At 57.5% G+C, this 16363-nt stretch carries 1 protein-coding gene; it reads right to left on the reverse strand.

The annotated features are described in order from the left end of the window. Position 1 precedes the first annotated feature (1 nt). Positions 2-16282 (reverse strand): LysM peptidoglycan-binding domain-containing protein, encoded by a 16281-nt coding sequence (locus O5O45_RS20385; protein ID WP_305901182.1) that lies wholly within the window; start codon positions 16280-16282, stop codon positions 2-4. Between the last annotated feature and the right edge of the window lie 81 nt (positions 16283-16363).

Here is a 16363-nt window from a genome sequence, read left to right on the forward strand (position 1 = left end):
TCTACAAGCCTCTCCAATAGTTAAAGTAGTCAACAAATATTTTTTTATCGGCCTCGTTCAGCCCAAGCTTATTTGCTTGCCAAATATTTGTGGATGTAGCAAAAACTTCTTTTTCTTGCAAAGTAAAAGTTCTTTCCCATGCACTCCGAGCCCTATAATGATTAAAAACTTTTTCATATGTACTTGTAGGAACAGGGAGATTCAAACTTTTCAGCACTTTGTTAAACTGTCTCAAATGTCTAACTTCATGAAGAATTGTTAGAGCCATAATATCGCTATTTCCGAATTGTTTATTCAAAGAAATACTAGGACTCTTTCCTGTCAACGAAAAATATCCCATATCACCAGGGCTATTAAAGTTTTTGTGCCTTACCGAGTCAAACAACTCTCTTGTTTTCAATGCATACTCACTCCCAAAAGCCTCTTCAATTCTTGAAAAAGAAGCCTCGACCTGCTTGTCATAGGGTATTGCAATAAATGACTTATCAATCGTACCAACATGCTTTCCTCGCATAAAAGTACTATCTGCGCCCCCCCCTATTCCCTCCAGCTTCCTTGCAAGCACAGAATTTACTCTTGCAGAAACTCTCGCTCCTACTTTCTCCAGACTGAATAGCCCACCGATAGTACTAATCCCCTCATAACTTGCAGCCCCCAAGAGTTCTTGATCGTTGATATAAAGCTCATCTACTTGGAAGGGGGCCTCATAGCCCAAAGCTTTAGCTCCTATATTATAAAACTCCAATGGCGAGCTCTTAACCAACATATTGAACATCGACGCCATATTGTTGTAGTGGGTTTTTCCTACGCCGATGGCGCCATCCCAATAACTCCCTTCAACACCTCTTTCTCCCAGTGCCGTAATATTTGGAAAGATTGCTTCTTTCACGCTATCAAGCGTGATGCCACTAAAGAGTTCAGATATTCTAGACATCATCGAGCTTTCTTCTGGGAATAATGTCTGACTGAAGTCCAGTTTCAGTAAAGCGTCGCTTATCAACAGCTCAACTCCAGAGTCTACATCCTTTTGAAATTCACCGAGCAAACTGTCAGTCTCGTCCCTCTCCTGAAGATAATTAAGCTCATACGCCGGGCCGACCGGCCCCTCACCATCCAGGCTCGCTATCCCATACTTATACAGATAATCGTCCGAATAAGACTTTTCAGTCGCGCTCACTGTAGCAGCCGAGCTTTGTTGACTCTCCTTAGCAACTCCCGACAACGCCAAACCTCCCAACGTACTACCAACAACCCCCGCGATCATTCCCACATAGTCAGGGCGATAGTCTTCGCTGTCATAGACCGCTACGCGAACGGCTTCAGATACTGCGCCGGCGGTGAGGCCTTGGACAACGTCTCTGGCGATACTGGAATTTTTAATGCTGCTAGGAAGCAGACCGTCGACATAGCCCTGTAGGCCTTTGTTGTAAAATGCATTTTCATCGCCGACGCCAATGCCGCTCATTACTGAGGCGGCGGCGAAGCTGGTGGCGACGTCTCTCCAGCGGAAGGTGGTGGGGAGATTGGTGGCTTTGCCAGCCAAGTAGTTGGAGCCAACTGCGGCACCAGCTGTAGCAGCGTTTTGCGCCCATTGGTCCCATCCGTTTACTTTGACATAGCTATTGGCGCCCGCGGTCGCCGCGCCAGTCAGTCCCGAGCGTACGGCGCCTCGAAGAGAAAAGTGTTCTTGCAGTCCAAACTCTTTCGCCGCCAACTGAGAAGCGGCGCTACTCAAGAAACCTCCAGCAAATCCTCCTGCCGCCACAGCCGTGTAGCCCAATCCATTGGCGACAAAACCACCGGCCACCGCTGCTGCGCCCGATTCTGCTACGGTTGCGCCAATTAAGCTTCCGATTCCTTGAATTGCGGCGGGCGTCACCAAAACAGCTATTGCAACAGCAATCACAATAACCAGAAAGGCCTTGAAACCGCATTTCTTCTTGGGTGGTGGGGGCGGTGGCGGATCTGGCAATGTCGGGCTGGTATCGCCCAACGCCAGCCCCGGATCATAAGGTCTGAATGTCTCCGAGTTGTTATGGATGTTGGTGACGACATTCGGCACTTTCAGGTTGAAGCCGGCGACCAACTTCTCCGAGCCGTTCAACCCATTGACGTCCGCCAGAATGTACCAAAGAGAGCTATCTCCCCATACCGATAGCGCGACGCTTTGCAGAGTATCACCTTCACTGACAACATAATAACTCGGAGACCTGCCAGGGTAGTTCGGGTTGATCGGCTGATAGTTTTGATCAAAGTCAGCAGAAGTCGTGGGCGTAACCCTTTCACGTATATCGTTGTGCTTATTGGCGTCCTGCTGCGCCAACGCCTGTGCATAGTCAAACCGGGAGGGAACCGGATCATTACCTACATCGCCAATGACTTTGTTGTTGGCGAAGTAGAACCTGCGTACATATGGAGACTTGTTCTCAGATACACGCTCATCACGATTCAACTCTTGCCGTCTAAGAACTCGTCCCTGATAGTTGGTGACATAGTCAATGGAGCGACCGGTGTGGCCATCCAACAAGTAAGTGTTATATCCATTAGCGTCATAGGTATAAACTGAACGCCCTTCTTTCCAGCCAACTTTTAAGTAATCTTTACTTCCTGTGCCGCCAATTCTCACTTCCGTCGCTTTAAAACTGTCCCACTTATCGTAATCATCATAGATATACGACGTCGTTATCTGAGTCTCCATCGACGTACCATCTGACTCATAGTTCGTCTGGATCACATTCTTAATGGTCTTGCCGTCCATCAGATAGTTATAGTCCAGCTCCGATTTCTTTTTCGTCAGATCTGTGGCGTCTTTATAGGTCGTGTCTTTATCCACAACGCCATCTTTGTCATAGGTGTAGCCGTGGTGCGAGGTCACGTTAAAGGAAGCGTCATATTCCGTATAGGTCTGCATATGGCCGACGTTGTTATGCACACGTTTGGCGCGCAAGGATTCCACTCCGCCAGGAGCGGTTTTCAGGAAAACCCTGTCTACGGTACCCAAGTCGCCGTAATCATAGCGCTCGTAGCTATACGCAGCCACGCCATTGTTATCCAGCAGATTGCTTTCCGCACTCTTACGATTGCCATCAGCATAATATTGGATGGCGTAGCCGGTGTTGCCTTGATCAATCACATAGCCGCCATTGCTTCCCCTACGGCGACCCATGGTGATATTGAAACGGTCTTCCTTGTCATACAGATAGAAAAACGTTTGCGGATCTTTCGCCGGTCTGGCGCCGCTTGCATCGGTATATTCCAGGTACTTGGTATCGGTAAAACGACGGTTGCCGTTGGCGTCGTAGCCGTATTTGATATCAAAGCTGGGGTCCACAACCTGTTTGACCCGGTTCAGCTCATCATAATAAATACGGGCCACCTGGTAGGGCAGATAGTCTGAGTAACCGTCTGTTGAGGCGCTGTCCGCATCGTGGGCCAGATCGTAATAGGCCTCCAGGGTGCGATTGCCGTTTTTATCATACTGGTAACTCGCCTTGGTTCCCGCTCCGCGGTCAATAACCTCTTTGAGATAACCGTTAGCATAGTAACGATACTCAATATCCTGGTTATTGCGGGCAGCGCTATGTCTAGATTGGGACTCGCTTAAGGCAGTGTTCCCCGTTTGCCGCATCAGCCAGCCCGCCTGGTTGTAGTCGTAAGAGAAAACATGGCCGCCCAAATCGTTATGCAGTCGGGCGCGACCGAAATAATCAGACTGATCTGTGATGCGATTTAACTCGCCACTGCCGCCGTACATGCCGGTTTGTGTGATTTTCTCGTAGCCCCCCAAACCTCCGCCAATGGACTCAATATAACGATATGCGTACCGAGTCTTGCGACCAGCAAAACTGGCATGCTCGCGGACTCGACCCACGCCGTCATAGAGATAGGTTTCTGTATTCCCAGCCGCATCAGTATGGGTAATGCGGTTACCCAGAGAGTCATAACCATAACTATCCTGCGCATAAAACTGACCCGCGGCGTTGAAGCGTTTTTGGGAGGTGAGATTGCCTACGGCATCGTAACCATACTGGATACGCTGTCCCAGCTCCGTGACTTCCGTACGTTTAGCGCCGTAGATGTCGTACGCAAAGGATTTCGTCGCTCCCGTGCGATCATAGGACTTAACGACCTGCCCGTTTTCCACCACCTGCTTCTTGTAATAAACATCGCCGGTATAGTGGCTGCGCGCGTCCCTGACGGCGACCTGCTCGCCCAGTTCATTGTAGTAATACGAGGTGATGGGTCTGGCGCGCACCGCATCGGACTTCTCAGGATTGATATCGGTCTCTGGCTTCACCTCTCGGACCAGCTTCCCTAACTGGTTATATTCATAACGGGTGACGTTGCCTGAAACGGCGACCTGGACGGGTTGACCATGCTCGTCATACACCAGATCGCCCTTGCTGTCGTACTTCTCCTTCGTACGCCGACCATCCACTTCCGCAACCACGTCGCCAAACGCGTTATAGCGATTCTGACGACGAATAATATTGCCTTCGACGGAACCATAAGTGGCGTTGAAGCCTTCGTCTTGCGTGGTTGCTCCCGCAGATTTGACATAGTGATATGCAAGGCTGCGTAGATAGCTGTTTTGTAGTGTGTTGCCTGACCAGGGAGCAGTGGTTTGTGTGCCTTGGGCTGATTCGGAATGGCCTTTCCAGGTTTCTTCCCATAAGCTGCCGCCTCCGTGGATGTAGTCAAACTCTCTCAAAACGACCAAATTACTGGCAATAGAGTCCCTGCTTAACTTTAATTGAGAGAGATGTTCTCCTGACGCATTCGTAACCCAAGCATCCACATGGAGGGGGCGGTCATATATCTCCTCCAAATTCCATACGATTTTGTTAGAGTTAAATGTAGACAGCCTTGGATGAAATTGTTGCCCGGCAACAAAAAACTCTCCATTTAGAGATCGCGCATCGGCGCCAAAGTTTGAGAACGAAATTAGAGGAGGAACATTTAGAATAGAGTTAAGTTCAAACCCTCCATTAACTTGAAACTCCACTTCCCTGTTTATAATTAGTTCATTGCCTCGATATAGACTCATATATTTAGGCGGCAGCATAGGTAAGTCACGTATTCTGGTTGTCCTTCCAGGGGTAACTTCAAGGTCTACAGCGCCATTATAACCATTCGCAATTCGTAGAACTAAAATCTCTCCTTGGAGTGCTCTAATCTCTGGGACAGTTATTTCATATTCAGATTCGCTCCACATTCCATTTCCAGTCTGCTTAATCTTTATACTAGATGAAGGACTGTATAGAACCTCTCCTACCGGCAACTGACTCTCATTAGTTCTTCTGGATGCATATATACTCGACGACTCGCTATGTAGTCGACGCGTTTGCTCCAAATCCACTTTTTCCTGAAACTTATGCGATTCGATTGAGCGCGCAGAGGTCACCCACTTTTCAGTTGCAACAGCGCCATTGTTGTCGTATTCCACCCAGCGATCACTGATTCTGGTTTCCGCTTTCAGAACATATTCAGTTTGTACTGTGGTTTTAGTGTTAGCGTAGTTATTTGAATCTACATACTTATCCACGATGGTTTTCACCACCTTTTTGGCGGTCATGGTCACGGTAGCGGTTTGATTCTCCACCGGCAGGACCCAAGCGGAAGGGGTTTTATCTTGCTCTGTCGCCAATCGATCGCCAACGAGCTCGCCCAGCACACCCCCCTTATCGTCGCGCAACTCCAGTCGATACCCATAGCGCGCCGCCTTCAATCCCAGCAGCTCAAGCTGTTCGCTGGAAGCGCCCTCACGCACTCCGCTGTCAACAATATGCTCGTCCAATGAGAGATAAGTCAGCTTCCAGCTTTTTACTTCCGAGTCCAACAAGCTGATGTTTAACGCCGCGCTATTTTCTCTCAGGTTGACATCAATTTTGGCCAACTGGATTTCCTGAGTAGCAACAGAATCATCATTCGGATCAAAGCCCGGGACTGTCCCAACGGTTGTTTTCTCTCCCGTCCCATACTTTTGTTGGATTTTCGCTATTGAATCCGTTTCGGGATCATTTATGTTGATCCAGACGGTATCTCTTACGGGCATCCCCGCCGCAATCGTCTTCGTATCGACAGGCGCCAGCCCCAACGAAGGCTCTCCCGCCCCAACCCATGGCCCTAACGTCGGCGCTGTGCCGCTATCGTAGCCAGGCTGTCCTTGTACGCCTTCCGCGCCCTTCCATCGGATCTCCCCGCTTAACCCTTCAAAGGTCATGGGCGGCTCCACCACATCCGTCAACTGCCCTTTGGCGTCATACACGCTGACGCGGATCTGTACGTCTTTCGGCGAGAGTTTGGCGGCGTCCGCGGCGCTCTTAATGTCTTTCAGGGTGACGGTTTTTCCATCCAGCTCAAAACTGTCGATGGTCAGCATTTCCATCGTCGCCTTGCCGTTGGCGTCATACAGGTACAACTTCCAGGCGCCGTTGTCCTTATTGGTTTTAAGCACGCGTCCAATATGGTCGTAGACGAACTGCTCCTGCCACTGTCCCGCTTTGCCTTTCGCTTCAATCTCGCCATAGCTGTTGTAGCGCACTTCGCTGCTGACGGTTTCGCTTAGATAGGTCGGGTCCACTTCCCAGCGTTTGATTTCCTGATCCTGAGCGTCATAGATAAAGAAGACGTCCAGGGTGCGATTATGCGTCGAACCGCTGCTGTAGCCGCCGACCAGCGTCTGCTGACGGGTCACATTGCCATAGCTGTCGTAGTTGTATTGGATACGACGGTTATCCGCATCCAGAGACGTGATAGTGCGGCCCAGTCGATCGAGCACATGAATCTCAGTGCGCGTTTGCTTCGTCTTACGGTCTGCGCTAACGCCTTCACGGCTGCTGCTGAACGCGCCGCCGTCGGCGCGAACCGCCGTAGCGCTGATGCTCACCTGCTCGCCAAACGCGTTATAAGACTGGCTCTGACGTCGACGCACCGTATCCCCTTCGAAGTCCGTGAAGGTTTCTCCGGTTTGCGTCTCTTGCCGCCCCAGATTGTCGTAAGTGAACTCCGTGACATGATTGACGCCCGGGCGCACCACTTTCACTACGTTGCCCATGCCGTCGTATGTGTAAGCGGTGACCAGATCGCCGCTGGTATGGCTGAGCGCGCCACTGCTCTTGTCGATGGCGCTGTAGGCGACGCCTTTCTTGATCTCCTGCACCTTACGGCCCAGGTTGTCGTAGCGGAACTCCGTCACCCGGTTGTCGGCGTTGCGCGGCGCCGGCTTATCCGGGTCGCTGCTGGGCGCCGGGTCCGTTTTCGCTTCTGCAATCAACGTTGGGGCGCTGCGACTGGATTGATCCGCCGCCAGCGCCTGCAAGGTCGTTCCTTTGAGCGGCACGGCGAACTGGGTTTCTTTCGTCACCGAGCCGCGATAGTCGTATTCCCACGCAATGGCGACCCCCAGCGGGTCCACCTGCAGGATGCGATTACCGCGATCGTCATAAAAGTAGTAGGTCGGCTGGTAGTTGGCGTCCACGGACTTCACCACCTGCCCGTTGCCGTCGTAATAGGACTGCGTGGTTTGCGCGCCGACGTAATAGCCCGTGCGCTCCGTGTCCTCCCCGCCGCCATGAATGACCGCATTGAGGTCAAACAACTGCTCGTCACGGGTGCGGGTGGCGATGACGCGGTTTTCCCGATCGTAATAGGTGTTCAGCTCACGATAGTCGTCACTGTCCTTATTCATCAACGCCGAGACTTCCGTCGCGCCATACCCCAGCGTCAAGCGCTCGCCATACTGCCGCACCTGAATGCGGTTACCCGCCGCATCGTAGGTCATGGCGGAGAGGCCAAAGTCTGCGTTAACCGCCCAGATCTGTTGACTCAAGGCGTTGTAACCATAGCGCTCCACTCGCGCCGCGCCGACAGGCGTGGTTCCGTTCTGATGCGCTTGTCGGGTCGTTGCAACGACCTGCCCCATCTGATCGTATTCGGTGCGGGTATGCAGACTGACGTTATTGTAAGTGGCGTTGGCGGCGGCGTCGTAGATGCCGTCCATCGCCTGATCAATGCGCAGAATCTCCCGGTTCAGCTTGTCATAGCGGTATTCCGTAGTGCGGCTCTGTTCCGCGATATTCGCCGCCTGCGTCACCTTCACTTTGTTGCCCAGGGCGTCGTACTGATAACGCGTCTCTACGCCTGCGTTGGCCAGCAGCGTCACCGAGCGGTCGTCGTTGGCCCGGTATACCCTGACCGCCGGCGTCACTTCCTTGATCAAGCGGTTGGCGGCGTCGTAGACATAGCGATACGCCTGGGTTTCGACGACGCCTTGTCCTTGCTGGTAGTTCTGCAGCTTGTCCACCATGCGGATGCGGTTGCCCGCTTTGTCGTACTCAAAACGCTCCACATAGTTCTTCACCGCCCCATCCAGCTGAGTATGGCGATAAACGATATCGCTGACCCGATCCAGCGTGTCGAAGACGTAATCGGTGCGTCCGCCGACCTGATAAATATGCGCGTTGGGATTGACCGCCCCCGTATTGACGCTGCTGATGCGGCCGGCGATGACGCTGAGCGCCGTGCTTTCGTTCAGTCCGGAAAGGGTGATCGGCGCATAATGCTCGATCTTGCTTTTTACTTTGCCGGTGCTGGTGTACTGGTTTTCTATGACGTAGCCGGCGGGATCGACGCTGTAACGCAGGCGATTGAGGCTGTCGTAGTAGAAGTAGCCTGTTTTGCCGACGCCATCGATCACTTTAGCGATATTGCCAAAGGCGTCGTAGGTGGTGGACTTGACCTGACCGTTGGCGTCCGTCTCGGAGATTTTACGGCCCAGCGTGTCGAAACGCTGCTGGCGGGAGTACAGCTCATACAGCGCCTGCTTATGGAAGCTGTTCAGGTTCTCCGCCTTGTCCGGCAGACTGTAAAGCTGCGTCTTCAAGTGCGCGGGAATTTGCAGCGCCATCGCTTCCGCACGATTAACGCTCCCACCACTGGCGACACTGCGAATCAGCGCGCGCATTTCCTGCGCCCAGGCGTCGTTGCTCTCCACCAACGCGTAAGCGCGTGGATCAATCACCCGCTCCACCTGACCGAAGGCGTCGTAGACGTAGCCGGTGCTGCTGGCGTTCGCCGTGCCGAACGCTTTGGTTTCCTTTACCACCCGGTTCAGGTCGTCGAATTCGTAGCGCGTGGTGCGCTCCAGGGCGGAGCCCTCCGCTTCGATCAACGCCGTGACGTTGCCGTAGCGGTCATATTCCTTACGTGTCAGAGTGGAGACGCCATTGAGCTCCGGCGTACGGATGCGCTCCTGGCGATTGAGGGCGTCGTATTCGTAACGGGTATGCCGGTCTCCGCTCACCGGATCGTTATTCGCCGGGACGTTCGCCGTGGCGTAATCCGCCGCCGTGCGTTCATGGATCGACACTTCCGTGATGTACTGGCTTTCCTGAATCAGGTTGTCGAAGCCGTCGTACTGGTAGCGCGTCACCGCGCCTTTGCGCGCGCTGGCGCTGATGTCCGCGTCGTCGACGGAATCCTTCGGCGTCAGTTTGGCGATCAGGCGGTTGTCCGCATCGTAGGCGAAGGTGGTGACGTTGCCCCGCGCGTCGGTCACCGCCGTGCGGTTGCCGTGGGCGTCGTAGGCGTAGCTTTCAGTAATCCAGGTTTCCGCGCCGCCGGTCATCAGCCGCTGCGACTGGCTGATTTTACGGCCGGCGTCGTCATAGGCGTAGCGGGTGATGCGGGTTTCCGCATCCGGATGCAGCCCCGACAGGGCGCTCAGGGTCGCCGCCTGGGTCCAGGGGGCGGCGTAACGGCGTTCTTCCGTCACCTGCCCCTGTCCGTTGTACAGGGTTTCCGAGACGTAGTTCTCGCCGTCCAGGCTGTAGCGCAGGCGTCCCAGGGCGTCGTAAACCCGACGGCTGTGCTGGTTCGCCGCCGCGCTGCGATGGGCGTCCGCCGCCTGCGTCACTTGCGTCAGGGTCGCCGCGGTTCCGAGATTCAGGCTGGCGGCGTAGCGCACGCGATGGGTCAGACGACCGGCGTGGTCGTACTCCTGTTCGATCAGGCGTCCGCCAGCGTCTATCCGGTAGATTTCCAGGCCGCGGGCGTCGTAGAAGACCTGCTCCACCCGGTCCCCGGCTGAAGCGTGGCCTTGCACATAAGTTTCCAGCGCCGCCGCCGTCAGCGGCTGGCTCAGGTCATAGGCCGCGACGTAACTCAGGGTGCGCGTCACCTGGCCATTATGATCGTATTCCAGTTCGGTGATATGGCCCTGGTGATCCAGCTTGAAGCGCGCCTGGCCCAGGCTGTCGTACACCATGTAAGCATGTTGCGCCCGGGTCTCGCCCGCGACAAACTGCGCCAGCGCCGCTTCGCTGTAATCGGCGCCGCTGTAGGCGGTTTCGTAGCGCAGCGTCTGCGTCGCCCGGCCCGCCGCGTCGTAACGGGTCTCCGTCACCTGCCCCAGGGCGTTCAGGCTGAAGCGCGCCAGACCGCGCGCGTCGTACGCCGTGCGGCTGACGTTGACGCGTCCCGCCGGGGCGTCCAGCCGCGTTCCGATCACCACGTCTTTCAGCAGGGAGCCGCCTTTGTAAAAGGAGCTGTCGATGGCGTACGCCTTGCTCGAGTCCGCCACTTTCGCGGAGGTGTACACCAGCGTAAAGCCGGCGTCGGTTTCCCGTTTGATGTAGTAGTTGACCTTGCCGTTTTTCAGCTCGATGCGGTAACGGGTGTCCCCGGGCAGCACACCCAGTTCCTTCACCTTGGTCGAGTCTTCATAGCAGCGCACCACGCCGCCCTGCTTGCGGTAAAACGCGAAGTTCAGATCCTCGTAGGTAGTGCCCCCATCCTTCTCGCTCAAACCACAGAACACGGCATTGACGCCCTCCGAGGGCAGGCTGAATTCAACATAGCCCTCGCCCCGAATGCTCTGCCGCGATCTCACGCTGCCGGTAAAGTCTCTCGCTTCCGGCACGTCCAGCTGCTCAATGCGCGACGAACCGCCCACCAGCGGGCCGGTGCGCTTGGACCACTCCGCCGCCTGCGGCAGCCATTGCTCCACGCCCGCTTCGGTGTAGGCCACATCCGCCGGCAACGCCCCGTTGTACTGATAGGTGGCGATCACCCGTCCCGCCGCGTCGTATTCCCGCTCCGTCACATGGCCCAGCGCGTCGATCTCAAACCGCGCCTGGCCTTTGGCGTCATACACCAGGCGCCCGCTGCGCGGCTGACTTTGTGCGCTGGCGAACTGGGTCAGCGCCGCTTCGCTATAATCCGGGCCGGCGTAGGCGCGGTCATAGCTAAGTTTTTCCGCCACCTGTCCCAGGGCGTCGTAACGGTTCTCCGTGACGTAGCCCAACGCGTCAATGGTGAAACGCGCCTGGCCTTTGGCGTCGTAGACTACGCGGGATTGAGTGTGAGAGGGTTTGCCGCTGACAAAGGACTGCAGACCGCTTTCCGAAGCGCTGCCCCCCGTATAAGCGCCATCGTAGATGCGCGTTTCAACTGCTCGCCCCAGCGCGTCATAGCGGGTCTCGGTCACCTGTCCCAGTGCGTCAATCGTAAAACGCACCTGGCTTTTGGCGTCATACACCAAACGAGAATGGGATGCAGGGGTTTCGCCATTCGCGAAGGTCTGCAAGGCGCTCTCAGTAAAGACGCCACCCGTGTAGGCATGGCTGTAGCTAAGTTTCTCGGTTACCCGGCCCAGCGCGTCGTAGCGGTTCTCCGTCACCTGTCCCAAGGCGTCAATGGTGAAGCGCACCTGGCTTTTGGCGTCATACACCAAACGGGAATGAGAAGCCGACGTTTGCCCGCTGATGAAGGTTTGCAGGGCGCTTTCGGTAAAAGCGGCGCCAGTGTAAGCAGAGCTGTAGTTGAGTTTCTCGGTTACCCGACCCAAGGCGTCGTAGCGGCTCTCCGTCACCTGTCCGAGGGCGTCGACCGTAAAACGCGCCTGACCTTTGACGTCATACACCAGCCGGGAATGGGTAGTCGGGGTTTTACCGCTGACGAAGCTTTGCAGTGCGCTTTCACTAAAGTCTGCGCCGGCGTAGGCCGCATTAAAGCTCCGCTTCTCCGTCACCCGCCCTTGGGCGTCATAGCGGTTCTCGGTAACATACCCCAAAGCGTCGAGGGTGAAGCGCGCCTGGCCTCTCGCGTCATAGATCACGCGGGATTTAGAAAGAATTGTTTTGCCACTGACAAAGGATTGCAGATCGTTTTCGGTAACGGTCGAAGCGGTATAAGCGCCGTCGTAACTGAGCGTTTCAATTACCCGACCCAGGCTGTCGTAACGGGTCTCCGTCACCTGGCCCAGAGCATCGACAGTGAAGCGCACCTGGCCTTTCACGTCGTAGACCAGTCGGGAATGGGCAGCGGGCGTTTTGCCGCTGACGAAGCTCTGCAGGGCGCTTTCGGTAAAAGCAGCGCCCGTGTAAGCATGGCTGTAGTTGAGTTTCTCGGTTATACGACCCAAGGCGTCGTAGCGGCTCTCCGTGACTTGTCCCAAGGCGTCGATGGTGAAACGCGCCTGGCCTTTGGCGTCGTAAATCACGCGCTCGCGGCTGCGCTCACTGTTCTGCGTCGCTGTTCCGCTCATCCAGACATCGCCAATCGCCGAGCCCTGTGCGTATAGGTTCGCCTGCGCCACATAGGTCTGCGTGGCGTCCACCGCATCCTTCAGGGTATGAATCAGGACGTAGTTATCCTGCCCCTTGCGTTGCAACAGAATGCGGGCGTCGCCGTCCTTCAGCTCAATCCGGAAACGGTCTCCCGCCTCCACGAACTGCATCGTCGCCGGCGCGATCTGCGTTCCCTTGTATTGAATCAGAACGCTGTGCTTCTCCGCCGCCGCGCCGTCACGGTCGCGAATAAACACGCCCAGGTCGATTTCCTTAAAGTAGTCGTTCCCCGACAACCGCTCTTCCGGGTTCAGGTTGAAGCCCACTACACCCAGGGATTGGCCATTGACCAGTTGGTCTACGGTGAATTCCAGAACGCCTTCGCCGCCCGTCAGGCCGCTTCCCGCGATTGCGCGGCCTGCGGTCAGACTCGCCGGTCCGGTGCGCGTCAGGCGTCCTCCTTGCTGGGACACCGCCGCATCCGTTCCCCAGTTCAATAACTGAGGCAGGCGCGACGCCAGATCCGCAGAAGCGGCGTCCACCGGATGCGCGTAGCGGCTCTTGTTAACCACCCGCCCTTGCGCGTCATACTCGAATTCCGTGATGTAGCCCAGAGCGTCGACCTCAAAGCGCACCTGCCCCCTCGCGTCATACACCAAACGAGAATGCGAAGCCGGGGTTGCGCCGTTCGCGAACGTCTGCAGGGCGCTTTCGGTGAAAACGCCGCCCGCGTAGGCGTGGCTATAGCTGAGTTTTTCGGTTACACGGTCCAGGGCATCGTAGCGGTTCTCCGTGACGTAGCCTTGCGCGTCCACCTCGAAGCGCGCCTGTCCCTTTGCGTCATAAACGTAGCGGGTGGCGACGCCCGCGCTGTGATAGTCCGCGTCGCCGCTGAGCGCCACCGCCTCAATGGCCGCGCCCGCGCCGTACAGGTTGGTTTGCGCCGTGTAGTTCGCGTTTGCGTCCACCACGCCCGTGAGGGTCTGAATCAGCGTGAAGCCGTGCTGGCCAGAGCGCTGAAGCAGGATGCGCGCGTCCGCGCCCCACATTTCGATGCGCAGGCGGTCGCCAACCTTGATCGGCGTCGCCGAGGGCGGCTCCGTGCGCACGCCGTTCACCTGAATCATCAGGCTGTGGCCCTGAGAACCCGCGCCGTCCGGGTCGCGGATGAAGACGCCCAGGTCCACTTCGTTCAGGTAATCGTTCCCGGTCAGGACGGTCTCCGGGTTCTTGTTGAAGCCCACCGCGCCCAGGGAGGCGCCGGTCGGCAGCGCCGCCACGGTAAACTCCAGCGCGCCGCGGCCTTGTTGCAGCGCTTCGTTCGCCACCGCCCGGCCTCCGCTGAGCCCGGTGGCGGCGCTCTTGATAATCCGTCCCGCGTCGATCTGCACGACGCCATCGCCACGCCAGCTCGGCGCATGCGCCGCCAGCGACGCCAGGTTGGCGGCGTTCAGGTCCGCCGCCTTGTCGTAGCGGGTCTTCTTCGCAACACGCCCTTGTCCGTCGTACTCGTAGCCGGTGACATAACCCTGGGCGTCGATTTCGAAACGCACCTGGCCCTCAGCGTCGTAGAAGCGTCGCGTGGTGATCGCGCTCTGGCCCCCGGCGAAGGTCTCCAGCGCCGCCAGACTGACGTCGGCGCCGCGATAGGCGGTCTCATAGCGACGCGACTGCGTCACCCGCCCCAGGGCGTCATAGCGGTTCTCCGTGACGTAACCCAGGGTGTCGATCTCAAAGCGCACCCGGTCCTGGCCGTCATAGACGTAATGGGTCTGCGCGCCCTGCGCGTCCACTCTGCGGATCACCCGGCCCTGGGCGTCGTAATACTGTTGCGCCTTGCCCAGCAGCACGCCGCCGGCGTCGCGCTCCACCACGTCGATCAGCGCGCCGGCGCTGTTGTACGTCTTCACGCTTTGCAGGCCCGCCGCATCGCGGCTCAGGATGGTCGCGCCCTGGTATTCGGTCTGCGTGGTCACCGCGCCCAGCGCGTCCTTCACCGACAGCAGCCGGCCCAGGCCGTCGTAGACGTACAGCGTTTCTCCGGTGCGATGCCCCAGGCTCTCCGGGGCCGCGCTCGCGTTCTCCGTCAGCGCCGCCTGGTCGGGGTTGACCTGCTTCAGCAGGCGCCCTTCCGCGTCGTAGATAAAGTGCGTCGTCGCCGCGCCGATTCCCGCGCCCGTGGCGTCGGTCTTGCTGTAGCGGGTCTGACGGCTCAGCTGGCCGCGGAAGTCGTAGACGTATTCCGTGAGAGTGGTTCCCTGCGCCCGGGCGGCGCCCGTCCAGGTCTTCAGAGAGCCTTCGGTCAGCGCCTGATCGTGAGCCAGACCGCTCAGATCGTAGCGCGCCAGATACCCCTGGGTCGCCGTCAACTGGCCCTGGTTGTTGTAGCGGAATTCGGTGACGCCGCCCTGGGCGTCCACGCGGTAGCGCAAACGGTGTTCGCTGTCGTAAACGTAGCGCTGGGTGGCGCCGTCCGTCGTTTCCGTCAGGGTCTGGTTCTGGGCGTTATAGGTGTAGTCAGTGGCGCGGCCCAAACGGTCGGTATGGGTCAGCAGATTGCCCATGGCGTCGTAGCGGTAGGTCTCGCTGTGGCCGTCGGCGTCCGTGCTCTGGATGAGGTTGTCGTCGGCGTCGTAGGCGTAGCGGCGCACGCTCTGGGCGCCGTCCTGTTGCGGCAGGCGCAGCTCCACCAGGCGCGCGCGTTCGTCGTAGCGCAGCACCGTCTGCAGGCCGCTCAGCGTCGCTGGGTCCAGCACCCGCGTCACCGTCGCCGTGCGCTGCGCCAGATCATAGGCGTAGGCGGTGACGATGGCGTCCGCGCCGTCGCCCTGGGTGACCCGGGTCACCCGGTATTCGCCGCCGATGTTCTGGTACTGGAAGCTCACTGATACGCCGTCGCTGGCCTGCATCTTCGCCACGCGTTTGCTGTCGCCGTCGTAGCTGTAGCGCGTCACGAAAGTACGGCCGTCGCCGATGCTGTTGTCCGCCGGGGTCAGGTCCACCGTCACCGTCGTCAGACGGCCCTGGGCGTCATAGCCGTAATAGGTCTGGTTGCGTTGCGCGCCGTCCGCGCCCACCGTCTTCACCAGCACCGCCCGCCCAGAGCCGTCGTACTGAATCTCCAGTTTCTCCCCCGACGCCGTCGTCAGGGTCGTCGCGGCCGCGCTGCGGCTGATGGTCACCCGTCCCGGTTCGTCGCGATGGGCCAGCGCGCTCAGTTTGCCCTGCCAGCTGTACACTTCCTGCGCGCCGCTCTCGCCTTCCGTCCACAGGAACGCGTCAGCGCCGGTTCCGCCGCGGAATTCCAGGGTGTCGTGAGCGCCTTCGCCGACGCTGGAGACATACAGTCCGCGGCTCTCGTCATAACGATAGTCTGTGCGGCTGCCGTCGCCGGCGATCCGCGTGATCACGCTGCCGGCTTTGTTCAGATTGCCGCCGTTGAATTCCAGGCGCTGGTTGAAGCTGAAGTAGAAGTTGTCGCCGTTGTCGTCGGTGAAGCGGCCCTGGCTGTTGTAGGTGCGGATCAGGCTGGCGTCGCGCCCTGCGCCTAACAGCAGTTCATCGCGGCGCTGCAGCACCAGGTTGCCCGTGGCCGCATTGACGTAGACCCGCTCGCCGCCCTGGCCCACGCCCGCTTGCGACAGTCCCGCCCCCGCGCCTGACAAGGCCGCGCCAAACAATCCCAGACCTTCCCCTGATACAACCGCAACCATTTGATGACTCCTAAATACTTCCGACTGACTTTTTTAACGCATAAAAAAGCCGCTGACGGCAGACTTTGCGCCTGTCGTCAG

This window comes from Hahella sp. HNIBRBA332, assembly GCF_030719035.1.
Lineage (GTDB): Bacteria > Pseudomonadota > Gammaproteobacteria > Pseudomonadales > Oleiphilaceae > Hahella.

Excerpts from the sequence above, each read along its gene's own strand:
- O5O45_RS20385 (WP_305901182.1), bottom strand. The coding sequence starts at position 16,282 with ATGGTTGCGGTTGTATCAGGGGAAGGTCTGGGATTGTTTGGCGCGGCC.